Origin of the sequence: Fibrobacter sp. UBA4309, assembly GCF_002395745.1 — a bacterium.
Classification (GTDB): domain Bacteria; phylum Fibrobacterota; class Fibrobacteria; order Fibrobacterales; family Fibrobacteraceae; genus Fibrobacter.
On record NZ_DGUN01000012.1, the window covers coordinates 1 to 25,987 of the forward strand.

At 53.6% G+C, this 25,987-nt stretch carries 14 protein-coding genes; 12 read left to right on the forward strand and 2 right to left on the reverse strand.

Annotated elements, in window-relative coordinates; all coding sequences use genetic code 11:
• From gatB to B3M32_RS01095, 8 genes are all read left to right on the forward strand, one after another.
• Positions 1-1,238: Asp-tRNA(Asn)/Glu-tRNA(Gln) amidotransferase subunit GatB (gatB, locus tag B3M32_RS01060; RefSeq protein WP_290742575.1), on the forward strand; the 1,238-nt coding region annotated here is incomplete at its 5' end.
• 71 nt (positions 1,239-1,309) lie between these two features.
• On the forward strand, positions 1,310-1,669 hold the full coding sequence (locus tag B3M32_RS01065) for a hypothetical protein (RefSeq protein ID WP_290742577.1): 360 nt from the start codon (positions 1,310-1,312) through the stop codon (positions 1,667-1,669).
• 310 nt (positions 1,670-1,979) lie between these two features.
• A complete protein-coding gene (locus B3M32_RS01070; RefSeq protein WP_290742579.1) occupies positions 1,980-2,813 on the forward strand; it encodes a TIGR02147 family protein in 834 nt (277 codons plus the stop codon).
• Entirely contained in the window at positions 2,806-3,567 is a 762-nt protein-coding gene (locus B3M32_RS01075) for a hypothetical protein (protein ID WP_290742581.1), read from the forward strand. Before B3M32_RS01070 ends, B3M32_RS01075 begins: the two co-directional genes overlap by 8 nt.
• Before the next feature lie 15 nt (positions 3,568-3,582).
• Positions 3,583-5,067 (forward strand): hypothetical protein, encoded by a 1,485-nt coding sequence (locus tag B3M32_RS01080; protein ID WP_290742586.1) that lies wholly within the window; start codon positions 3,583-3,585, stop codon positions 5,065-5,067.
• Between the two features lie 31 nt (positions 5,068-5,098).
• Positions 5,099-6,238, forward strand: coding sequence for a hypothetical protein (locus B3M32_RS01085; protein ID WP_290742589.1), 1,140 nt, complete (start codon positions 5,099-5,101; stop codon positions 6,236-6,238).
• 17 nt (positions 6,239-6,255) lie between these two features.
• Complete coding sequence (locus B3M32_RS01090; protein ID WP_072811285.1) at positions 6,256-6,990, forward strand: IMP cyclohydrolase; 735 nt, start codon at positions 6,256-6,258, stop codon at positions 6,988-6,990.
• A 301-nt stretch (positions 6,991-7,291) separates the two neighbouring features.
• Entirely contained in the window at positions 7,292-8,209 is a 918-nt protein-coding gene (locus B3M32_RS01095; protein WP_290742592.1) for an FISUMP domain-containing protein, read from the forward strand.
• Here the strand turns inward: B3M32_RS01095 and B3M32_RS01100 are convergent.
• Positions 8,206-11,607, reverse strand: a complete 3,402-nt coding sequence (locus B3M32_RS01100; RefSeq protein ID WP_290742594.1) for an MFS transporter — start codon at positions 11,605-11,607, stop codon at positions 8,206-8,208. The two genes, B3M32_RS01095 and B3M32_RS01100, sit on opposite strands and share 4 nt — an antisense overlap.
• 156 nt (positions 11,608-11,763) lie before the next feature.
• Here B3M32_RS01100 and B3M32_RS01105 point away from each other — a divergent pair, with 156 nt between their 5' ends.
• The 3 genes from B3M32_RS01105 (at position 11,764) to B3M32_RS01115 (ending at position 19,291) form a co-directional block, all read left to right on the forward strand.
• The gene (locus tag B3M32_RS01105) at positions 11,764-15,078 is read left to right on the forward strand and encodes a hypothetical protein (protein ID WP_290742597.1); all 3,315 of its coding nucleotides are present in this window, start codon (positions 11,764-11,766) and stop codon (positions 15,076-15,078) included.
• A 26-nt stretch (positions 15,079-15,104) separates the two neighbouring features.
• On the forward strand, positions 15,105-17,117 hold the full coding sequence (locus B3M32_RS01110; RefSeq protein WP_290742600.1) for a CotH kinase family protein: 2,013 nt from the start codon (positions 15,105-15,107) through the stop codon (positions 17,115-17,117).
• Between the two features lie 122 nt (positions 17,118-17,239).
• Positions 17,240-19,291: a histidine phosphatase family protein gene (locus B3M32_RS01115; RefSeq protein ID WP_290742603.1), complete on the forward strand. Its 2,052-nt coding sequence runs from the start codon at positions 17,240-17,242 to the stop codon at positions 19,289-19,291.
• Here the strand turns inward: B3M32_RS01115 and B3M32_RS01120 are convergent.
• Entirely contained in the window at positions 19,273-21,111 is a 1,839-nt protein-coding gene (locus B3M32_RS01120; RefSeq protein ID WP_290742605.1) for a cellulase family glycosylhydrolase, read from the reverse strand. The genes B3M32_RS01115 and B3M32_RS01120 overlap by 19 nt on opposite strands.
• 258 nt (positions 21,112-21,369) lie before the next feature.
• Between B3M32_RS01120 and B3M32_RS01125 the strand changes: the two genes are divergently transcribed.
• A partial coding sequence (locus B3M32_RS01125) for a hypothetical protein (protein WP_290742608.1) occupies positions 21,370-25,987 on the forward strand: 4,618 nt, incomplete at its 3' end.

The window sequence follows — 25,987 nt, forward strand, 5'->3', positions numbered from 1 at the left end:
ACGCCATGTGGACCCGCAAGAACTACTTCTACCCGGACCTGCCGAAGGGCTACCAGATTACCCAGACGGGCGGACTTCCGGTGTACGACCACCCGATTTGCAAGAACGGCTGGCTCGAAATCGTCAAGGAAGACGGCACCAAGAAGCGCGTGGGCATTACCCGTATTCACATGGAAGAAGACGCCGGCAAGCTCATCCACGACATGAGCCCGACCGAGTCCCACTTTGACGCGAACCGCTGCGGCACCCCGCTCTGCGAAATCGTGACCGAACCGGATATCCGTAGCCCCGAAGAAGCCGTGCTCGTGCTCAAGAAGATCAAGCAGACGCTCGAATACACCCGCGTTTCCAACGCCAACATGGAAAACGGCAACATGCGCTGCGACGGCAACATTTCTCTGCGCAAGAGCGAAGACGCTCCGTTCGGTATCCGCGCCGAAATCAAGAACCTGAACAGCTTCACGAACCTCGAGAAGGCCCTGTACTGCGAAATGAACCTGCAGGCCTCGACCCTCGATGCCGGTAAGGAAGTGGAACAGTGCACCAAGCGTTACGACCCCAACGCCGACAAGACCATCGTGATTCGCTCCAAGGAAGACGCCCACGACTACAAGTACTTCCCTGAACCGGACATGGTCCGTCTCGTGACCGACCCGGCCTTCGTGGAAGAAATCCGCCGCACGCTTCCGGAACTGCCGGATGCCCGCCGCAAGCGCTTCATGGACGACTTCGGTGTTTCCGAATACGACGCCATGGTGCTGACCGAAGACCGCGACGTGAGCGAATGGTACGACACTGCCGCCAAGAACTGTAAGAACGGCAAGGTCTTGGCCAACTGGGTGATTACCGAACTCCTCGCCAAGGTGAAGGAACTGGAAGGCGGCCTCTCTGCCCTCAAGATCAAGCCCGAAGACCTTTGCAAGCTCGTGAACCTCATCGCCGATAACACCATCAACGGTAAGATTGCAAAGACGGTCTTCGCCGAGATGTTCGAGACCGGCAAGGACCCCGAAGTCATCGTGAAGGAAAAGGGCCTCGTGCAGGTGACCGACACCGGCGCCATCGAAGAAGTGGTCCGCGCCGTCTGTGCCGAAAATGCTGCCCAGTTCGCCGAATTCAAGGCTGGCAAGGTCGCGCTCAAGGGCTTCCTCGTGGGTATGACCATGCGCAAGTCCGGCGGCAAGGCTAACCCGGGCCTCGTGAACCAGATCCTCGACAAGCTCGCGAAGGAAGGGTAGTCGGCGAATTGTAAAAGGTGTCATCCTGAGCGGAGTGCGTAGCACGGAGTCGAAGGATCCAGGAAAGAGCGATGATGAAAGCGGCTGAATCGAGAACTTGTCATTGCATGGCAATCCACGGCAGTTTATTGCTCGTGGTCTTGCTTGCCCTGTTTCTCGCGATTCCCGCAGCCGCCGCAGACAAGCTCGACAAGTACGACAGCACCTATGTGAGTACGCTGAACATGTCCGACAAGGAAATTGCGGAGATGTACGGCGTTGATAGCACCAAGCTGAACGAAGGCCCGACACTCCAGGAACTCAACGAAGAGAACCCGACGTATGTCAAGCGCGACTACGACCATAAGCAGCAGGTGATTGTCGGCAGCGTGGTGATGCTTTGCGTGGCGCTTGCGATGGTCTTGATGAACAACTACAATCCCAAACGTTAAAACAGCGTCATCCCCCGAGTGAAACGAGGGGAATCCATCCTGTTATATACCAGCTCTTGATTAGTCTTGTAAGAACGTGATGGTTCCTCCTTCGGAGGATGACAGGCCAAGGATGACACTGCCAACTAGCATCAATCTCTCGTCTTGCTGCTCCCCGCTAGCGAGCACCTTCTTGTATTATACAAAATGTATAGTATTTTAAAATAAAATGCGAAATTATTGTGAAAAACTACGAAATCTTCGTAAAATCGTCACTTTTGTATAGTATTTTAGTGTTGCATTTTAAAAATAAAAACGTATATTAGTGTATATGAAACCGATTCTCGAATATAAGGACTACCGCCTGTATATACAGGACTACTACGACGAGCGCAAGCGCTTGGGTGCGTTCTCGTGGCGTGAGTTCTGCAAGAGTGCCGGTTTTACGTCGCCGAATTTTTTGCAGCTCGTGTGCAAGGGCGAAAGCAAGCTGGGCAAACCGAAAATCGAGAATGTCGCCTGTGCCATGGGGCTTGTCGGCTACGAAAAGGATTATTTCCGCGAGATGGTCACGTTCGGGAACGCCAAGAAGGATTCCGTGAAGAAGGCTGCGCTGCTCGAAATGCAGAAGATAGCCTTGGAACACAAGGTGCGCGTTGTTGACGGTGACGCTTTCCAGTATTATGAATCTTGGAAGTATCCTGTATTGAGGGAACTTGTCCCGATGATGCCGGGCGCCAACCCGCGCGATATCGCCGACGAGTGCAAGGAGCACGTGTCCGCCGAAGAGGTGCGCGATATCCTGAACTTTTTGGTCAAGGCCGGATTCCTGAAGAAGGACGGGGAGAAGGTCTATTCGCAGACGGAACAGGTGGTCATCGGTTCCAAGGAGGCGTTGCCGCTCGCAATCCGTGCGATGCACAAGGAAATGGCCAACATGGCGGCACGAGCCGTAGACCGCTATTCTCCAAGCGAACGCCATTTTACCGGGGTGACGCTCGGCGTGAACGAGGAAGCCTACGGCAGGATAGCAAGCGAACTCGACGCCTGTTGCAAGAAGGTGCTTTCCATCGCGAACGAATACAAGGACCAGGATCAGGTCTGCCGAATCAATTTCCAGTTTTTCCCCGTCACCGACAAGGTCAAGGAGGCCCGACATGCTTAATAAATTCTCCATTACTGTGGGGTCTCTTTTTGCGGGTCTTGTGATTGCGTGTTCCGGTAGCGGAGCCAGCGATGTCGCGGGCGGCACCATCGATCCCAATACCGTTGCAGAGAATAACAGTTCTTCGGATGCAGCCGATATCAAGTCGAGCAACAGCGCTGACGTCGTTTTGAGTTCGAGCGAAAAAAAGGTTCTTTCGAGTTCGTCGAGTAGGGATGCGAATGATGGCAGTCATACCATAAAAATCGAGAGCAGCTCAAGTGGGCGTTCTGCTATAGAAAGCAGCAGTTCGTGCGAGGGCTGCGGCAATGGCATTGATCCGATTGATATTTCCTCGTCTTCTTCTGAACTTCGCGATGGCGATATTGCGCATGCGGGCGATTTCTCCATCCAGTGTCTTGCCGATGTAATCAATGTGGACATGGCTGTCCCCGTCGTCGCACCGGATGTCGCTGGCTCTGAGGCGTTCAAGCATGTCGAGGGCGACTCCGTGAAATTTGTCTTGCAGAATGTCTATTTCGCTATCCCCTGCGAGGAGGATGCCCGGAAGCTGTTCTTGCAGGGCGTAAACGAAATCGGCCCGGTTGTCAGTAGTGAAGGCGATAGGCTGTATGTGAATTTTAGCCGGAGCAAGGGCTGGGATTACGGTTGTGAATGTGTGGCGAAGGCCACGTTCACGCTCGGCAATGCTTATTCCGGTATCAACTACACGGTTTTTGACCAGAAGGAAACCCTTCCGGTACAGGAAAATTAAAAGAAGGAGGCCATCATGAAAAAGATACTTGCAACAGCTGCGGCCCTGTCTCTCATGCTCATTGCCTGCGGGGACGAATCGTCTTCGACGGGCCCTGACCAGCAGTCCACAGGCGATATTTCATCTGTGACGGAATCGTCGTCTAGTATCGGTACGGGGGAATCCTCCAGTTCGGTGCTCGATTCCTTGCGGAATGTGAACATGAAATTCAAAGGTTGCTACGAAAGCTCGTATAACCAATCCGCCTTGCTGAAAGAGGGCGAAACTGATGAAATGCCCAAGGCCTACTTGTACGAAGATGGCGGCAAATATCAATTGATGATTCCGAAAGTATATGACTACTGCGGTTTCGAAAAGGTTATGTTGGATGTAGGGCGTTCTGGCGATACGCTCAAACTCGATGTCGTGGCGATGATTCCGACGGCATGCATGTGCACGAGCGACCATTGGTTCGATATAGACGCAAGTGATGCGGACATCAATTTCTTTGCGCTGAAGCTTTACAATAAAAAAATGCAAGTGTACGAAGTGGTTCCCGGCCCGGCGCCCAAAGACCCGCCCCTGTCTAGCAGCGCGGAGTCCTCTTCGTCTTTTGCACTCCCTGTCGAATCGTCTTCGTCGGTAGTCGTTTCTGCGGACCCGCACCATGTAATTACGGATGCCGTAGCTCAGTGTGGTACGAAGAGTGCGGTGGACGACCCTCTGGTGGATGGCAATCTGGACGTCGTTCCGGTAGATACGGTGCGCGTTCGTGAAGAAAAACTCCCTCCAGTTGCCCTTCGCTACGTCGGTACCGAAAGGACAGGCTTTACTATCGAAAACCTTTCGCTTACCTGCGGTGCTGAACTTGATACCCTTGATGTCAATGTGTCCGGCGATACGGTTTACGTGAAGGCTAAATTCGACAACACGAATGCGCAGAGGTGCATTTGTAATTCCAAAGTGGACTTTGCCGTGGAAAATAATCCGGCCTACGGGCATGCGACAGTTCTCGTTTTCGACAATGTTGCCGGTTCCAATCCAAACACTATGGAAATTGTCGATATGAGCGTGGTTACGGTTGAAGAAATAACGGGACACAGGCTGGCGAAGGATATTAAGCTGGAATGCAAGAACGACAGGCAAACGGCCAATGCGCCGGTACTGGCGGGCAATTCATTTGCCATGGACCCGATTGATACGACGTCGACCAAAGTGGCCGTTGCGGGCCGTAGAGTGGGCAACGATGGATTCGATACCATCGTCATTCTTGAAGTGATGATGCCTTGCGCGATTGTTTTTGAAAGCTTTGATGTCTATGCGGACAATGGAACGCTGTATGTCAAACCGAAAGTCGATCCGGACAGCCCGATAACCAACTGCATCTGCCCGACACGAGTGTCCTTCAAGGTGGAACAGAACGAGGCGTTCTCCAATGCGAATTATCTCGTGTTTGACAGGGAAGAACCGATGCCCTTGGTGAATTCCGTTCCCTTTGATGCGTCTGTTCTTAAGGATTAATCCTTGACATAAATTCAAGAAGGAAAATGATATGAAAAATAATTTTGCGCATGTCGCTTGTTTATCACTGTTGCCTTTGACGCTTGCTTTGTTTGCCTGCGGGGACGATTCTTCTGCCGGGCCGGAGCCTGTTGCCGGGGTTGAAAACTCTTCTGCCGGGCAGGACTTGTCTTCTGCTACAAACAATCCTTCATCGAGCGGGGCGAATCCGTTATCAAGCGTGAGTGTGGAATCCTCTTCGGCAATGAATCCCGCATCGAGCGAGACTGTTGAATCGTCCAGTTCGCAGGGAACGTCGTCTGCGGTGCAACCGGGACAGTCTTCTTCCAGCGTGACTCCGCAGAGCTCCTCGTCCAACGTGACGCTGCAAAGTTCGTCTTCGCGACGGAACTACAACGGCCACGTACCGCTTAAAAGCATTACGGCGATCTGCCGGGAAGAAGTTTGGACGAATGATCCGGTTGTTGATCCCGAGCTGCCTGCAGCGTATTACAGCGTTTCCAACAGTTTTGCACAAATAGACTTGCTCAAAGTCAAGTTGACCTACGCCTGCGATTCCGCTTTGCAGAAGGCTTTCTTTGATAACCTGAACGCGGACAATACCGTGGCGTCGGTCATCGGGGATACACTTTTTGTGAATTTCGACCGTTCCGAACAGAAGGGCGTGAAACTCGAGTGCGGTTGCACGGCCGATGTGAAATTCACGTTCGATGAACAATATGCCGGATTTGGCTATACGGCGTTCGAGAACAACAGGCCTCCGCTTGAGTTGGGATATAAACTGATTAATCAGCCGGATCGGGGCTACCAGAAGATTGAAAAGGCCGATGCGCAGTGTAACAAGAGCGGTCCGGACGATCCGATGGTAGATGCCGCCTTGCCGCCCGTGGCGCACATGTACGTGAACGGCGATTCTGCGCAGATAGTCATTGAAGAAGTCGTGCTTACCTGCGGAACGATATTCGAGAGCGTTGCAATTGAGATGAAGGATTCCACGCTCTACGTGACTCCGCATTACGATATTTCGCTCCCGCAGGCCGATTGCCTCTGCACGTCGAAGGTCAGTTTCAATATCAAGGCGTTGGACCTGTATAAAGAAGCGACCTTGCTGGTCTATGACGACGGCACGAGCTTCAATCTCAGCAACAAGATGCGCCTGATAGTGGAATAGTTTTTATATTTGGGGCCATGAAATACACAGACGAAGCAAAACAGAATTTCAAGGCCCTCTCCAATAACCCCTATCCCGGACGCGGAATTATCCTCGGCGAAAGCGCCGACGGCAAGTCCTACGTTCAGGTCTACTGGATCATGGGCCGTAGCGTCAACAGCCGCAACCGCGTGTTCGAAATCGAACCGAAGACCGGCTTCATGAAGACGAAGGCCTTCGATGAATCGAAGCTCACCGACCCGCACCTGATTATCTACTACCCGGCACGCCACACTGCCGATGTCCAGATTATCACGAACGGCGACCAGACCGACACGATTTACGACGCCATCAAGCTCGGCGGCACCTTTGAAAGCGCCCTCCGCACGCGCCAGTACGAAGACGACGCCCCGAACTTCACTCCGCGCATCTCCGGCATCCACTACAAGAACGCAAGCCCCGCCGTGTACAAGCTCTCCATCCTCAAGAGCCGTAACAACAGCGAAGAAGCTGGCTGCGAGCGCATGACGTTCGAATACGAGAAGGCCCTGCCGGGTCTCGGCCACTTCATCAGCACTTACGAAACCGACGGCAGCCCGATTCCGAGCTTCAACGGCTTCCCGAAACTGATGCCGATCTTCGACAACGCCGAAGACACGCTCAAGAAGTACTGGGCCGCCCTGAACAAGGACAACAAGGTCTCCCTGATGGTCAAGTGGATCGACAAGAAGACCTTCAAGGCCAAGACGCTGATTGTCAATAAGAATAAATAAAAGCTATTAGTTCTGAGTTACTAGGGCCGCTGCGCGGCAGTTCCGAGTTCGAAGTTCCGAGTTACTAGTATTGCAGTTTTCAAGAAGCTTCTTGATATAAGAAATACTAGTAACTAGCCCGTAGAGCGTAACTATTTTCCACCACGTTCCAGAGGATGTGGTGGAATTTTATTTCGCGTTGTGGCTCGCGAAGCGGGCAACAAATAATTTATCCCGAACAGGATTAAATCTTTAAGGAACCTCTTGCGTGAGAGGTTCTTTTTTTATATTTTGACAGAATTTAAGAAGGGGGGGGCAAGGAATGCGCTTTGGTTTGATTGTTTTTGCTGGCTTTGTGTCGGCTGTTTTGGTCGGTTGCGGTGATACCGATGATTTTAACCCGGTTGGGAAAAAACGCGATGCCGCGTCCGAATTGCAGGATATCCCTTGCGACGGCTCTAATGAAGGCCTCAGGGTGATTGTCGGGAGCAACAAGGATATCTATGTGTGCGAATATGATTGGGATGAGTCCGAGTATGTGTGGGTCGGGGAAGGGGTAGAATCCTCGGGCAGCACAAAGTCGTCGAGCAGTTCTTCGAATAGGTACTCTAGCAATTACTCGAGCAGTTCTTCGATAAAACACGAAAATTACGAAACTAACGATTTCGGTATATCGGCAAAGGACGATATCTTCAATACCAATATTCGATATGGTAAAATGATTGATCCGCGTGACGGTAAATCGTACAGGACGGTGGATATCAACGGTAAAACCTGGATGGCGGAAAACCTGAACTTTACCGATTCGACCATATATCCCGCCATGCAAAAGCAGAACCATTGTTTTGACGATGTCGAAAGATATTGCGAACTGATGGGCCGCCTTTATACATGGAGTGCCGCCATGGGCATTTGTCCCGATGGATGGCATATTCCCACTAGTGATGAAGCGGAAGAACTGATGGAGGCTGCGGAAGGTTCGTTACGAAATCTCCAGTCCGCAAGGGGATGGGGCGAAGGCAGCGATTATGGCCAGAATACGCTGGGCATGTCTTTTGTCGGTGCCGGGAATTATCCTGCAGTAGATTATCCGACGCTGGGCTACTACGCTAAAATGTGGATTAATTCGGGCACGTCGTCAAACGTATATCTCTTGTTCCGTGGCCCGGAGAACGAAGTATTGATATACAGCTTCGGTGGAACCGTATATGGTTCGGTTCGCTGTATAGCGGATTATTAAGCGTTAGCCTTGTTTTCGACGAGCTCGGTAGCGAGCTTTTTCATCCCGGTAAAGTCCCACTTGCCGCTGCCGAGTTTCGGTACCTCGGGTACGTAGAATACGGAGCCCGGGAGCATGAGCGGCGGCATACCCGACTTGCGCAGCTTGCGCGCGAGTTCTTCGGCATCACCTTCGCCCTTGACGAGCAGTACGATGCGTTCGCCCTTGACGGAGTCGGGAACGGCCGTGATGGCGAATTCCGTACCTTCGAGGATGTTCGTTTCGCTGATGCGCATTTCCACGGCGGTAAGCGATATCATTTCGCCGCCGAGTTTCGCGAATCGGCTGTAGCGTCCGAGAATCTGGATGAAATCGTCGGGGGTGAGCTTGCACTTGTCGCCAGTCTTGTACCAGCGTCGTCCGTCGATTTCTATGACGGCGGCCGCTGTTTTTTCGGGATCCTTCAGGTAGCCCTTCATGACTTGCGGGCCCGTGACCACGAGCATTCCTTCTTCGCCCTGCGGCAGGAATTCGTTCGTTTCGGGGTCGATGATGGCGCAGATGGTTCCCGGCACCGAAAGGCCGATGCTTGTCAGGTCCGTGCACTTTTCGAGGGTCAGGAAGTCGTCGAGGAGGGTGTTGGGGGAGTTGAGCGTGGTGAGCGGAGTAAGCTCGGTACAGCCGTACCCTTCGTAGATGTCCTTGCCGAACTTGAGCTTGAACGTTTCGCGCAGTTCCGGGCGGAGTTTTTCGGCGCCGGCAATCACATAGCGGAGCGTGTCGAGGCACATGGGGTGAACCCAGCGGCTTACGACGATGGCGCGGAGGAACGTGGGCGTGCCCATCATGATGGTCGTCTTGTACTGGGCGCACACGCGCGCGAGCGTCTTGATGTCGGTCGGGTCAGGGCAGAGCACCATCGGGACTCCGTCCAAAAGCGGCATCATGAATGTCAGGGTGAATCCGAACGAGTGGAACAGGGGCAACAGCGCCGTCATTACGTCGGTGCGGCGGAGCTTGATGATGTAGTCGCCCTGCTGCGCGTTGGAAATCACGTTCTTGTGCGTGAGCTCCACGCCCTTCGGCGAGCCTTCGGAACCGGAACTGAACAAGATGACGGCATCGTCGTTCAGCTTGGCAGCGGTGAACCAGAGGCGCCTCAGCAGAGCCCTGGGCATCGCGAATATGATAAGCGAATCCACGATGCGCGAGATTCCCGAAATCTTCGATTCCTCTTCGTCCAGGTAGAGCATGTGGCACTTGTCGGCAATTTGCGCGAACGCGGCGTTCCTGCCGCATAGTTTTTCGAAGAAGGCGTGCGTCGTGACGACGGTGGATACCTCGGTCTTGTCGATGCAGCCGAGGATGGTATCGACGGGCGAGGAATAGTTCAGGTTGACGCTTGTCTTGCCGGTGCCGAGAATCGAGATGATGCCGAGGGCGGCGTCGCGGCTCGTGGGGAGCATGAATCCCACGTTGCGGTCGTTCTTGGTGACCGCCTTGATTTTCTTGCCGAAGTAATGGCAGAGGCGGATCATGCCGTAGCCGTTCACGTGGTGGCCGGCGGGGTCGATGAGGATAGGACGGCTGCGGCGCTTGCGCATGGCCTTGAACCAGAGCGGGATAATCGATTCCGAGTGGTCCATGGCGAGGTTCCAGATGTCGGTTCCCAGGTACTTGAGGCTTTTGCGGATGGTCTCGTCGGGAGTGCCCGCGGGGAGCGCCTTGCCGAACCCCACGCTGATGACGCGGTTGAACGACTGCGGGCGCATGACGCATTCCGAGGCGTGGCTGTAGCGGCTTCCCCAGAGTCCCTGGATGTAGAACGGGACAATCTGTGCGCCGGTACCTTCGATGGCCTTGGAGTAGTCGAGCGAGAACGTTGATACGAACGGGGTTTTCGAGACTTCGCCCTCGGGGAAGATGACGACGGCTTCACCGGCGAGGAGCGCCTTGCGGATTTCGGCCATGGCGGGCTCCGGGTCCCTGCGGTTGATGGTGATGAGGGACTTGCCGTGCATAAACCAGCGCTGGTACCAGTCGGCAAAGGTGTTGCGGTTGCTCGCTATGCGGAGTGGCCTCGGGCTCGACATTTGCAGTACAGCCCAGTCGATAAAGCTGAAGTGCGGGCCTACCAGAAGGAGCGGGCCCGTTTCGGGGATGTTCTGCACGCCCATCACCTTCACCTTGTAGCGGAACACGAAGGCGAACGCGAAGCGGAGAGCCGCACGCAGCAGCGCCATGGGGTTCTTCTTGAGGTTCGTGATGAATGTCAGCGCGAGAATGACCGCGAGGATCATGAAGCACTGGTCGAGCGTGACGGGCGTAAAGATGAACAAAAGCGTCTGGCCGCCCATGATGAGCACGAGGAACGCCATCTGGATCATGTTCGCGACGGCGTGGATGCGCCCTGCGGTATCGGGACGCGTGAAATTCTGGATGACCGTACGCAAGATGACATAGGCGAGGCCGGTGCTGAAGCCGATGACGCCGTAAAGGACCGCCTGGAGCCAGCCGTTATGCACGAAGGGGAGGGCGAACATCGTTATGGCCGCCGCTACCGCGGAAAACGGGATGAGTCCCGTCTCGACGAATCCCTTCGACGCCTTGCTGGCGGAAATCGCGCCGAAAATGTAGCCGAGCGTGGCGATGAACAGCGAAATGGGGATGACCGATGCGTTGAGCATGTCGTTCATGCCCTGGATGAGGATGAGGAAAATCTGCGTTACGCCCCAGAAGGACGAAAGCCCGAGGATGGAAAGGCGCACGATGGGGTGGCGCCAGGTGGCCGCGAAGTTGCGCATGGGCGAGCGGAACCTGAGCGAGCCGTGGGTGACGCCCGCCTTGATGCAGAAACCGGCAATGCTCGTGATGACGCTCAGGCCGAGGTAAATCCAGAGCGTGAGTTCAATGCTTACAGGGGAGTCGGGCCTGCCCGAAAGTCCCATCGCGAAGAAGGCGGCAGCGGCGGTTCCGAGTGCGGAAAGCGCCATGTACCAGGAATTGATCTTGACAAGGTCTTCGCTCTCGACCATCTCTTTCATGATGCCGAGCTTTGCGGGGGTAAGGACGGCGAGGAATACGCCGTAAAGGCCGAGCAGCCCGTAGGCGACCCATTCCGCGCCCGCCACGTAGCACACGACAATCGCGATGACGGAAGCGAGCATGCCCACCGATGACCAGGCCATCACGCGGCCCTTGTGAAAACGCCCTGCAAAGTAGCTCGCGGCGGGCATCATGAAGATGCTCGGGGCGAAAATGGCGACCTGCAGCAGCATGCTGCGCCACCAGAACGCGGAACCTTCGAACGAGAACGACAGCCAGCGCTGGAAGTGGACAAAGAGTCCCATCTGCACGAATATGGCGCAGAAGACAAAAATAAGGTACGCGACAACGCTGGGGTACTTGTTCAATTTCATATAACCTCAAAAGTTGCTTAATTATAAAAAAAAAGCGAAATTCGAGGCAGATGTCAAAAATTGGTAAAAAACTTACGATTTTATTACATGCCGGTCCGTTGATGAATTGGCTCCAAAATTCTTGACATGAAAAAACAACTTTTTTAACTTTTACAAATGTTTACAAAAAACTTGCGAATTTTATCCCGAAAGCTGGCTTTTCTTGCCACGCTTTCTTTTTTGTTCGTAGCCTGCGGCGATGACGATTCCGGATTCGAACCGAAATCGAATACCGTCCAGATGAAGGAATACGCGTCGCTCGACGAAGTCCCCGGCTGTACGGACGAAACCTCCGGCAATCTGGCCAAGGTGGCGGGCAGCATCTACGTATGCCTTTCCGAAAACTGGAAACCCGTCGACGAGGTTGCCGTCGGCGTCTGCAACGTGCGTGCCTGTGACGCCAATAACGAAGGCGAGAACGTCTATGTGTCTTCGGGCAAGCAGATTTACCAGTGCCGTTCCGGTTCCTGGAAGACTCCCGATGGAAAGACCTTCTCGGACGACGACTTTGTCCAGTGCTACATCGGGGCGCTTGTCCAGGACTCCGTCGCCGAACAGGCCATGCTCGACAAGTGTAATGCCGCTAAAGAAGGCGTCCTTTCGGTTGTCGGCAAGGATATCCTGGCGTGTTCTTCTACGAAATGGGTGGTGGTTTCTGACTTTGTCATCTCGGAAGCCGACCTGCCGCAATGTGACGACAATGGCTTTGCCTACGTGCTGAGCAAGGTTTCTGCCTACCAGTGCAAGGACGGTTCCTGGTACAAGGACGGCAAGGCCGTTACCATCAAGAGTTCTTCTTCTGTGAGTTCTTCCGATTCGCGCTCGAGTTCTTCTAGGCCGCGTTCCAGCAGTTCTAGCGGCAAGTCCAGCAGCTCCGGCGCCTTGTCGAGCAGTTCCGAGGATCAGTCCAGCTCTTCCGAGGTAGTCGACGACGGCACGCGCGTACGCGGTGTCTGTATCGCTTCGGAAAAGGAAACCTCGAAGGGCGAGTCGGTCTCGTACTCCTTCTACAACATGGGCGGCACTCCGCAGACGTTCACCTGGGATTTCGGTGACGGCGCGACTCCCGGAGAGAGCGACGATGTCGCCCCGACGGTATCGTACAGCCGCGGCGGCATGCACCGCGCTTCGCTTATCGTGAACAAGGGGCTTGCCTCGCAGAGCGATACGATTGTTTGCTCGGGAGTCTTTGTCCCGGGTACTCCGGTAACCGGCTGTAAGTGCACTACGGATGTGACATCCCTGTATGTCGGCCCCACCAATAGCACGAGCGGTGTCTGGAAGGTGTCCGGCTGTACCGGCGACGCCCCCTTCACGTACGCTTGGGGCAGTTCTGCGCCCGGCAGCGATTCTACGGGCGTTGGCGAACCGACTGCTACCGGAACGTTTGCCCCCACGGTGACCGTCTACAACAGCGACGGGCAGACCATGGAACCTGCCTGCCCGGCCGTTCCCGTTTCTGGCCCTGTCGGCGTTACCTGTAGGCTGGAACGTAACCAGTTTACCGTGATCTACGAGAGCGGTGCTTCCGAGTCGCAGTCTTCTGTCCCCTTGACGCTTGTTTCCGAAGACGGGTTCCTCAGGGAAGATTCCCTGTTGCCCCAGTCCAGTTACCGCGATTACAAATACGACTACAATACCGGTTCTTATACCGAAATCACGCGCTATCTCTGGTACCGTAGCGAATACGGCTCTGCAATCAGGGCCACTTTGCCGGATCCCGCAGGCGCGCTGGTGCGGTACTCGGTGCTTCAGGGTGGCGACACCATCTGTTCGGACTTCCTGGGCACTTGCCAGCCGAACCAGTCGTCCATAATCCAGGGCGGTTCCGTCGCATGGTCCCTCCGGATGGGTAGCGAAGATATCCAGGCCGATTCTTACGAATGGACCTTTACGGACGCGGACGGCAGGACTCAGGTGAGCACCGAAGCCTCGCCGCAGTATACCTACGCCTCTAGCGGCAGGATCAATGCGACTCTGACGGTAAACAAGGGAACCAAGAGCGAGAAGACTCTTACCTGTTCTTCGCTGAAGGTACAGCGCGCTGTTACGGGCTGTGACTGCGGTGCTCCGACACTCGAGACCGACACGAAGAATATTGCGACGGAATCCTTAAGCTACGTATCTTATTCATGGCATGTGACCGGTTGCGAAGGCGCCGGCGATGGCGACCTTTCGTATGAATGGGCTTTCGAGGATACGGCTGGAGTTTCTTCCAGGGCCTACAAAATGGACAATACGGTATCTTTCCGCAATCCCGGTGTATACGAACCGACCGTGACCGTGACCAATGTCGATGGTGCGAAAAAGCAGGTCACCTGCGGCAAGGCCCATGTGTTCGATGTTTCTTGTAATATTTCGAAGGATTACATGGTGACGAAGGGCGATTCATTGACCTGGTCCATAGAGTCAAATGGCGATTATTCCCCGACAACATATTCGTGGAGCGTCGGTTTTACGGGTGAAAAAATTACCGGTTCGAAATCTACGATTAAGGCTGCATTCACGAAGATCGGCTATATTGATGCCGATGTGCTTCTAGACGAAGGGCTTGAAACGGAACTCGCGCTTACTTGCCCTGCTCCTTACATAAACACGAACCCCGTGACGGGCTGTACTTGCGAAGGCCCGGTATTGCTCTCGTCGTCGCACTATATTCAAGAAGGCGATATGACCTATCAATGGAAGGTGACCGGGTGCGAAAGCGCGTATTCGTTGCCGCTGACATATGAATGGCCTCAGAACTTTACGCCGGATTCGGAGGACGCTTCTATCGCAACCATGACATTCAAAGGTGCCGGAATAGAAGAACCTCGTTTTGGCGTGAAGAACGTTGATGGGATGTATGTTGGTATTGCCTGTAATTCTGCCTACGCTCCTTCGGTCACTTGTGCCCCGAGCAAAAATGCAGTTACCGTAGGAGAAACCGTCCATTGGATAGCTCACTGGACCTATTTGTATTATTCTTCCTTTGAATGGACGATCAAGGACGGCGATAGTGGTCCCGAGACGGTTTCTTCGGCCCTTACTCCCGAGATTGAGCCCACGCTTCCTGGCGTGATGCGTGCTTCTATCACCTTCAACAAGGGGACGGATTCCGCATTCACGGTGCCGTGCTCCACGCTGACGGTGAACGAGGCTGTGCCGGAACCGCCTACCATTACGGGTTGCGTATGTGATGGAGACGTTGTTCCCAAGACGAGCCCCGAAGAAGAGTCCAAGCTGCAATGGACTGTTACCGGATGTACCAGCGAGGGCGCCATGCCGTTGACGTACACCTGGAGCGACGAAGTTACGCCGGATCCCGACGATGCGACCGTGGCATCATTGGTGCCTACGGAACCGGGATCCTACAGCCCGACCGTAACGGTGGAAAATACGGCGGGAGGAACCTTGGATGTAACTTGTAAAAAATGGAATTATAGTAACTAGTGAGGCGGAAAATGTATAACGAATTTTTGAAAAAGTTTCTGCTCGGTTCTTCCGCCCTCCTGCTTGGAAATTTCGTGGCCTGTTCGGACGATTCAAACGAAAACTGGACTGTCGTAGAGAGCGCCTTCGAAATAGACGAGTCGGATTCCCTCTATTCCTGGTACCTGGATCAGGTGAGCCGTAACCCCGATGCCCTCAGCAGCAATGGGGGCTCCAGCGCTGCGGGCAAGTCCAGCAGTTCGGGCAGCGCGGACAACAATTCGAGCGGAAAAGTCAATAGCAGCTCGGTTGTCGGTTCCTCGAGCTCGGGCGACAAGCCGGCGAGCAGCGCAGTCGATGTCGATAGTGCCTATGCCGAGGCATCCAAGCTCCGCCTGTTGCCTCCGGCCGGTTTCTACAGCGAATTGACGATTCCGGTACCGGCGCCCCTGTATGGTGGCGTTATCCGCTGCACGTTCAACGGGGCGGAACCCACTGAAGACGCTGCGGAATTCACCGAACCCTACGAGCTAAAACGCAATACCGTCGTGCGCTGTGCCGAATTTGCAGGCGATTCCGTGGCGCGCAAGTCCAGCCACACGTTCTTTATCAACGAAAACGTCGGCATGCCGGTGGTGTCTATTAGTGTGGATCCCTACCTGATGTTCGATCCGCAGGCCGGATACTACAGCCAGGGCGTTCGTTCCTGTGCCGAACCGTGCCGCGAGGCGAACTACTGGTGGGATTTGGAATTGCCCGTGCATGTGGAGTTCTTCGAGAAGGGTAGCGCCTCTGCCAAGAAGGATTGGCAAATCGACGCCGGACTTTCCATCATTGGCCAGTGGAGCCGTTACAGGGCCAAGAAGTCCGTGGGTATCAAGATGAAGAGCGAATACCAGGACGGGCGTCTCAAGTACCCGATTTTCAAGACTAGGCCCGATGACAACAAGTTCAAGGGATTCAACCTGCGTAACAACGGCAACCGCTTCGTGGGCGACTATATCGAGGATCCCGTGCTTTCGAGCCTCCTGGAAGGGAGCGGGGTAGATTACCAGAGAAGCCGCCAGGTGGTAGTGTTCTACAACGGAGAATATCACGGCATTTACGATTTGCGCGAGCGCCTGAACGAGCATTTCATCGAGACGAACTACGGTATCGATTCCAAGCAGGTCAACATGGTGAAGCATATCAAGAACACCATTACAGCCAGCGGCGGAACCGTGGATTCGTACATGGAGCTGCTCGACTTGATTCACGCAAGCGATTTCTCTACGGACGCAGCCGCCTACAACAAGGTCACGACCATGATGGATGTCGGCAACTACGCCGACTACATGGCCGCCGAAATCTATTACCACAATGGAGACTGGCCCGACAACAACGTGCGCGCCTGGAATACGGCGGATAGGCCGTTCAAGTTCCTTGTCTTCGACCTGGACCACGGTTTCGGCTGGGACTGGGCGGTATCCGGATTCGAATACATGAACCACAACATGTTCAGCTGGATCAGGAGTGGCGGCACCAACAAGTGCAACGGTCAATACTGCTTTGCCGAAATCTACATCAAGCTCAGCCAGAATGCCGATTTCAGGCGTCTCTTCGTCAACCATTCCGCGGTCATGCTCGACTACTACCTGACTTACCAGAGGCTTGCCGAGGCGACGGACCTGATGACGTCCACTATTCCCGAATCCGAGATGGCGCGCGACATGCAGAAGTACCCGAGATACGAACATTCCTTCGACATGACTGGCGCCACGCTGAAATCTTATGCGAGCACCAGGACGGCCAGGGTCCGCAACGAGTACCGCACGGAATTCGGCCTTGGCGAAGACATTGCCGTCACTATCGCTTCGCAGGGAATCGGTGACGTGCTGCTCGACGGCATGAAGCTCCCGAACAAGAACTACACCGGAAATTTCTTCGCCGGCAACCCCATGCTTCTTACGGCCGTGCCCGCAGAAGGCCGTGTTTTTGCGGGCTGGCTGGACGGCAACACGGAAAACCCGCGCCCCGTGCTGCCCGAAAACGGGGATTCGTTTGTCGCTGTTTTCAAGTAATTTGCCGAAAACGGCCTGAGAATCAGCATTTCGCCGGTCATTGTTGACCGGCGAACTTGTTTTTTGGGCAAAAAAAATATATTCTTGATATAAATATATATCGAGCATAAGAAGGGTTTGAGATGTCGAAGTTTTGCTTTGGTAAATTCGGCGTGTTTTGCGCATTGGCTTTTTTGGCCTCGTGTGGTGATGACGGTTCCAGCAACGCGGATTCCCAGGACAACGTCGGGGAACTGCCGGAATCTGTCGACAGCTCCTTCGTGCTCCCACCCCGCCAGGATACGCTCAGGGATACAGCAAGGACGCTGGATTCCTCGTGGGTGTTCCGCCTGGATACCAACAGGGTCATAGGTTACGATACGGTCGCGAAGGAGAAACACGACACTATTGCAAAGGTCGACCCGGATACCTCTACGGCCGCAGTCGATTCCACGATGCTCACGGATGTCTCGGTTTCGGGTTCGTTCGGTTACGGCATTCTCGACAACAGGAACGGCGTTGCCGTGCAGTCGCTCGACGAGACTTTCAAGAAGGTCGTGGCCACGTTCCCCGCGAATGTTGCGGTGCAGGGCACCTATACGGTACCCAAAGCGAATTTCCGCCCGCCGTATGCCAGGGCAATCTATTCCGGCACCGCGACCGACCTGGTCCATGGCAAAACGATGATGCTCAACGATACCTTGCGTGCGCTCGTGAGCGTGCAGGGCGGAGCAGGCCTGGCCAACATCAACGTGCTGACGTTCCTCAAGTCCGCGTACATGCAGTCCCAATTGCAATCGCCCGGCGCCGAAGCCGGACGCGCTTCCCAGACGGCGTCTTCTGCGGTCTGGAACATGTTCCATTTCGAGGCGGCGAACCTCGTCCATGTCGATTCCATCAAGTCCTTTGCCGATGGTGAGTCGGGCGCTGCGCTTCTGGCCGCGACTATCTTGATGCAGGCAGTCTCCGGTGATGCCGATGCCAACATCTGGAAGGTTGCCGCCGATTTCGAGGACGGCTCCTGGGACGACGATGCGGCCCGTGCGAAGGCCGCCGACTGGGCTCTCGGTGCCGATGCCGACAACGGATTTGTCGTGGTCCACAATAACGTCGAAAAGCTCGGTCTTGCCGCGGTTCCCGATTTCGAAAAGTACCTGAGGATTTTCTACCAGACCGAACTCGGCATCCCCTCGTGTTCCGAGGCGAACGAAGGACAGATTGTCTACTCCACGAACGATGCGAGCCGTTTCTACGCGTCGCAATATTCCGATGTCTCGGTGACTGCGGACAGGTTCATCTGCGATACCGAAGCGGGCGGCTGGCAGTTGGCCCTGGACAGGGAGAAGGATACCTACGAGATGGGGAAGGGGAGCTCCGGCGAAATCCGCCAGGGACGCATCAATGCGGGAATCCTCTACCGTTACAACGCGACAAGCGGCAACTGGCGCGCAGTTTCTTCGGCTGTCGATATCAATGCCTACTTTGTCGAAAAGTCCAACATCACCGACTTTGTCGACGTGAAAGAAGTGTACGAAAGCGTCAAGGACGACGAACGGGTCATCTTCTTGTTGCGTCACGGCGAACGCGACAAGGACGCCACGAGCAAGAACAGCGGGCTTACCAAGGCCGGTATCGATTCGGCGAAATCCATGGGTGCCAAGCTTACCAAGTTCGATGAACCGATGAGGCTCGGCGCCTCCGAATTCTACCGTGCGCAGCAGACCGTAATCGCCATAGCCCAAGGCCGCGGGCAGGATACGACTGTCGCAGACACCTTCCCCGAACTGAACGACGACTGGTACATGATCGACAGGTCGCTTGTGAACCAGGCGGAATCCGAAGCCGGCGGCGGCTGGGAGGCGACTTCGTACTATACCTATACCGGGAGGTATTCCGGTGACACGGCGAAAATCCAGGCTTACTATAACTTGGAAGAGCGTTCCGCCGAACTGATTGAAATCTTGCTCAACAAGTATGAGAACGAACCCGACAGGTTCATCATGCTCAGTTCGCACGACAAGCTCATGGTCCCGTTCGTGGCCTACTGCTCGAAGCTCCGAATCAACATGAACATAAAAAAGGGCGGTACCTGGATAAATTATCTCGCCGGTATCGCCATTATCTGGGACAAGTCAGGAAATAGGCGCTATGTGGCCTTCAAGGGCCTCAAGAACGCCTATTTCCAGGGTTGGTAATTCTTTACGGTGCGGCCCTTGAGGTCGTACAGGTGGAACTTCTTTACATCCGGTACGGGACCAAGCTTGCGCGTCGCCTTGATAAGCGTTGTCGTTGTCGGGTCCACAAAGTCCAGCCAGTCGATGTTTACGTAGTTGCCCACGATTTCCAGCTTGAGCACGTGTTCGCCCGCGTCGAGCTGAACCTTGCCGGCTTCTAGGGTAGAGTATGTTTCCCAGTCGGCGCCTTGCGGGAACACGATATCGTCCTTGACGGCCTTGTCGTCTACGTACAGCTTGATTCCCGTATTCTCCGAAGAAGTCGCGTAACGGATGTTCAGCGCGTAGTCCTGCGCCTGGGCGACCTTCACCGTGTATTCCAGCCATTCGCCCTCTTGCGTGTAGCCGATGGCGTAGCCGTTGTCCGCCTTTACGATATCCACGGCGTCTTCGCGGTATTCGCCACCCTTGTTGTCGTCGTCCATGTCGAGGTAGGCCTTGCCCGAACCGCCCACATCGTAGTTTTCAACTTCAATCTTGCCCGGAATGGCTGTGGCGGCATCCTTGTAGGGAGCCTGCGGGATAATGGGCGTGACGTTGATATGGTAGCCGTACTTGGTGTTCGCGATGTTCACCGGCACCGTAATCTTTCCGTCGCTTACATCGTATTCCTTGCTCGATACGGGCGTCGTCGAAGGCACGGCCTTGTCCTTGTTTTCCCACACGACGTATTCCACGTCTACGTTCACCTTGTTGCCGAATGCGGCCGGGATTCCCGAGATGTTCACGTTCACATCGCCCTTGGTGTTACCGCCGAGCACGATGCTCGCAAAGCCTTTCTTCTTGTCGAGGGCGGCAAAGCCGTCTACGCCGTCGCTCTTGTCGTTGGGCGGGGTGACTTTTGCCATGTAGCCGCTCATGTCGCCGTACCACTTGTACAGCCACCAGCCGCCACCGCGCTCGTTATTGGAGGTAAGGAGACTGCCGAGACGCCCCGGAAGCGGTACGAACCACCAGGAAATCATCGCGCTCTCGACGCCATAGCGTTCGAACTTGGCAATAAATGGCACCGATACGCCCGGGCAGCCTTCCTCGGAATGTTCCTCGGAGGAATACTCGTTGATACTGAAGGGGCGCGGCGACACGCCGTACTTCTTCTCGATACCGCGGTAGCTTTCGACAGTGTTCACGAAGTTCGCGCTACCCCACTGGTGCCAGCTGATTACGTCGGGCATGCAGTTGTTCTGGGAGCAGTACTTCACGAAGGCGTCCATGCGCGAGGAACTGTAGTACGAATACGAGGGGCCGATAATCTTTGCGCCGGGGTCCATCTGACGAATCAAATCGTAAGTCTGCTTCCAGAGCACCGAATTGAAGTCGCCGTTCTCGTTTTTCCAGGTACCGTCCGGCTCGTTCCAGATTTCGTAGCCGTCAAAGTTCTTGTTGTTCGATTTGAGCTTGTCGTTGATTACGGATGTCACCTCGTTTTTCCAGTGGTTCATGTTCTGGAACTTGTAGGGCCAGCCGGGCAGGACGTCGGCAAGGCGAATCTGGATCTTGGCGCCGATGCTTTCGACACGGGGGGCGACGAGGAAGGCTCCGCCGATTCCCTGCTGGCGGCCACTGCCGCTACGGGCGGGCGAGAGGAATACGTTCGGCTTGAGCGGGGCAACGTCTTTCTCGATATTGCTCGGGAGCGTCTCGGTGAGTCCGTAGAGCGACCCCGTGGCCACGTGGGTTACAGGCTTGATGCTGTCGCCAAGGCTTACGTTCAGGTTTACTGCCGCCCCCGAAAGGGAGGCTGCCGCCAGGATGGCTACAAAACAGGCTGTCTTTCTCATAAACATCTCCATATTAACCATCAATGAAAATACCCTCTTTTTGAGGGTTTTTTGGGGCGTTTTTGCCGATTCCTTTGTCAGATTTGCAAAGGGGCTGGCGGCGAAGACTGGCCGTGGTGTGATGCTCGTCAACATGTGGCCGGCGGGGGGGGGGGCGATTTTTGCCCGGAAACGCACTAAGGTATTGAAAAGTTTACATTGATTATTTATTTTTTGATGGATTTTTTAACGCCGAAAAGGCGAAGGTATGGGAAATATATGCTAAAAAAAATAAGCTCTCTTTCCATTGCGATTCTTGCCGCCGTGAACGCTCTTGCCGCCGATGTGTGGGATGGTTCCGTTGCGACAGCGTTCACTGCCGGTAAAGGTACGGTGGCCGAACCCTACCAGATTTCCAATGGAGCAGAGCTTGCCCTGTTCGCTCAGAAGGTTTCAGAAGGCGATACCGCGTTGAGCGCCGTCCTTACGGACGATATCTACCTGAACGAGGGCTCCGAAAACTACGCCAGTTGGGGAGAAACTCCGCCGGCGAATGCATGGCCCAGCCCGATTGGTTCTACACAGCATAGGTTCGAGGGCGTTTTTGACGGTAAGGGCCATAAGGTTTATGGTGCCTACCAGGTTCATGAATTGACCAATACGTTGACCGGCTATGGTTTCTTCGGTGTCGTAGGGGATTCCGCTACTATCAAGAATCTGGCTGTTGAACATTCCTATGTTCAAATGACTGCAGAAGTCAATGAGTCTTCGGCTGCAAAGAACCCGCATGTCGGTGTAATTATTGGCGCGGCTGCTGGCGGACATTATACGAACTTGTCGGCGAGCGGTGTCGTCAAGGTTAGTTCAAAAGTGACTGCGACATCGGGAACCTTCTATTCAGAAAACGGATGTATTGCCGGTTACCTGTCTAAAAAGTTTATCATTGTGAATGCCGCCGCCAATTGCCAGATTGAATCCTCCTTGGAAGCTTCTGCGGCAATTTCTCTTCACCACAGCTTGGGTGGGTTAGTAGGAAAAATCCAGGGTACCGGTTTTATTGAAAACGTTTATTCCAGGAGCTCGGTAAAGAACACTTCTCCCAAAGCGACTTCGGGCGAACATTTTGGCGGATTGATTGGCCATCTTCAGAATGCTACAGATACCCTTTATAATGCCTATTACGACATTTCTGTAATTGGTTCCGAAAACTTTCCTACTGCGGCTACGGGAACATCTTCTGCAGTTACAAAGAATGTGTCTAGCAGGACTTCTGCCAAAATGAAGAACGAAGAGTTCTCGAATTTACTTGGCCCTGCATTTACCTACACGGCGACTGCAAATGGAGGATATCCGCAGCCTGTCGTATTTGAAGGGGCTGCGGCCTTTGACGGCGGAAACGGCACCGAAGAGAGCCCGTACCTGATCGGTTCTGCAAAGGCCCTGCGTGCAGTTTCGGGCCTTGTGAACGGCATGAATGCCGAATATGGCGACAAGCATTACAAGATGACCGCCGACGTGGAACTGAACGAAGATTCCGAAACTTACAAGAGCTGGGAAACGACTCCTCCGGAATTCAGCTGGTTCCAGATTGGTAGGGAATACCATAGGAATGTAGCCTTTAACGCAGACTGCGGTGCTGCCGGTGTATCGGCTTGTTCAAATAATATTTTCTCGGGAGTTTTTGATGGATCTCACCATAGTATCAAGGGCCTGTTCATTAGCGACACGACAAATCATAGTCAGGGAGGCCTATTCTATGTAGTAAGTGACGCAACTATTAAGAATCTTGGTGTAGTTAATTCCTTTGTGAATGTTAAGGGCCGCGCTTCGGGCTTTGTAGGAATTGCCAGTAAAACGAAAATAGATAGTTGTTTCAATGGTGCTGAAATCCGTAGCATTTCGCAGGATAATGGTGGCATTGCTGCTGCTTTGTTCGGTTCAGAAGTGTCGAATAGCTACAACACAGGGAATATCAAAGTCTCATTTAAAAATGCAAATGCATGGAGCACGGGTGGTGTTGTTGGAGAAATGTTTTGGGAAAGTAAAATTGTTAATTGCTGGAACAGTGGATCTATTACGGGCGTACAAACCAATGTAGGCGGTGTTGCGGGAGCTGCGGATTCTTCGACTCTTCTCAATGTTTACAACAGGGGATCTGTTGCATCGGATAGTGTAACAGGTGGCGTTGTTGGCTTGTTGCGGTTCTCTTCTACCATGAAGGGAGCGTACAGTACCGGTACGGTTTCTTCCAAGGTTGCGGCAAAGCGCGGTGGAGTTATTGGCCAAATGCAAGAGCGTACTTCCCCCAAGGTCCGCAACATTGTCTCTGATTGTTACTACAATTCTCAGACTATCGGAACATCGAATGCGCCTACGGCAGCTATCGGCACTACGGCCGGCACGGTGACGAATACGTCTGCCTTGCCGACGGCGACAATGACTACGGGCCGCTTTGCGATTATGCTCGGCAACGCCTATAAGCAGGACGATGCCGTGAATGACGGCTACCCGACCTTCCTTGCCGAAGGCGAAACTTATGGCGTCAAGGATATCTTTGCCGGCGGCGACGGTTCCGAAAACAATCCGTTCCAGATTGCAACGGCGACACAGCTGCGCAACATGGAATACCTGGTGAACAAGAAGAACAGCGAATACGGCGCTAGCCATTACAAACTGATTGCCGATATCTTGCTCAATGATAATACTGCAAACTATACGACATGGAATACGACGGCTCCTGCAAATGCCTGGACGCCGATGGGTTCCGATACAACGGTTTCTTTCAAGGGCGTATTCGATGGTGGAAATTACTCGATTAGCGGCATTTATTCCAATGCGAAGTTTAGTGGCTTGTTCGGTGTCGTTGATGCGGGCGCCGTTGTCAAGAATGTGACCATAAAGGAGTCTCTCTTGAAAACGACAAATCGCTCTGGCATGGTCGGCAGTGTTGCCGGTTACAGCAAGAGTGCTACAATTGAAAATGTCTCAAATGAAGGTAATGTATTTGCTCTGTATGCTGCTAGTGTAGGATACGATACGCTCAGCTCTGTTGGCGGAATTGTTGGCCGCATGAACGGAGGACTTCTGAAAGATGTTTCCAACAAGGGTAGTGTTGAGGGCAAAGGAACGGCCTTAAAGTCAAAAGTCAGCAAGACGCTTTCTAATTCGGCAGGGATTAGCGTTGGTGGAATTGCGGGTGTTAATGATTTGGGCTCCATTGAAAATGCCTCGAATTACGGAAGCGTAAATGGAAAGTGTGTGTCTATGGATACAGTGTGGTCAAAAGTTGCAGTCGGAGGAATTACGGGTGGCTTAAATTCCGCAACCTTGAAAAATGTTCAAAATTACGGAACGCTTTCTGTTCATGGCGCGGATTCGGCAAAGGCAGCACAGTCGTGGCCTCGTATGGGAGGTATTGTTGGTGCAGTGACTTCTACAAAGGGAGAGTCCTTTATAGGTAATTGTCTTAATACGGGTTCCATGACGGGCTTGGTTTCTTCGGCCTATACCGCTGGTGTTGCTGTTGGTGTTGGTGGTATTGTTGGTAGGTCAAATGGCGGGGCAAATAATGTTGTCATTCAAAAATGCAAAAATGAAGGTGATATCTCTGCTACAAGCAAATATGCGAAAACAGGAACTTATGCTGGTGGTATTGTTGGACTTGTGGAAAATACGCTTGTTATAGAGAATTCTTATGCGACGGGAAAATTGAATTTACAGGCAACTGAAACTTCGAATCCCAAAACGGCATCTGTTTATGCGGGTGGAATTTCTTCTAACCTTACTGCTAAAAGCGTAATAAAGGGTTGCTATTTTTATGGATCGATATCAAGTACTATTTCGGCAACCACTAAAGATGAAAGGATTGGTGGTATTGTTGGTAACAATGCGGGATCTATTGTCGGCTCTTATTTCGACAAGACTGTTGCGGGCTTTACCAATGTTACAGGAACCAACACTGGCACCTTGACAAAGGCTCTTGCCCTTACTACAGAAGAAATGAAAACCAACGAATTCGCTTGGAAGTTGAACACCTTTGGTGGTGATTCTACGAATACGGGCGCATTCACTCGTTACAATGACTATCCGGAGTTTGGCGATAGTACGTACTTGCCGATTTACCGAGTCGTCTTTGATGATGCTGTGGATATCAACAACATCTATACGAGCTACAGTGGCTACGTAAAGGCTCCTGTCGATCCTGAACCGGCTCCGGGTGAAATGTTTGTCGGCTGGACCGATGGCGACAAGTACATGCTTCAGAGCCGCCAGGTGATTGACCATGACATGACGCTCTATGCGCTGTTCACTTTGGTGACGGAGCCGATTTATTTCATCACGTTTGTCGATGGCAGCGATGCCTATGTGAAGGCCACGGAAACGACGGGTAAGCTCAAGACATTGCCTGTGGCCAAGAACATTCCGATGGGTTACCATTTCGATGGCTGGTACGACAATGAAACCGATGCGCCCATAACTACGGAAACAGTATTTACGGGTACAGCGACTGCCGTTGCAAAGTTCTCGGCGAACCTCTATAAGATTACGTTCCTTGATTTTGACGGAACGGAAATCTCGAGCATTGATGAACCTTATGGACAGATGCCGACAATTCCGGCTGACCCGCGCCGCGCTGCGACTGGCGAATACACTTACGTGTTTGCTGGTTGGGATCACGAAGTGACGCTGGTTTCTGGAGATGCGTCTTACGTTGCCGTGTATGATTCCACTGCGGTCGTGGCAAGTTCCAGCAGCGAGGAATCTTCCAGCAGCATTGTGCCGCCTAGCTCCAGCAGCGAGGAATCTTCCAGCAGCATTGTGCCGCCGAGTTCCAGCAGCGAGGAATCTTCCAGCAGCGTAGTGCCGCCGAGCTCCAGCAGCTCTGTGAAGTCCAGCT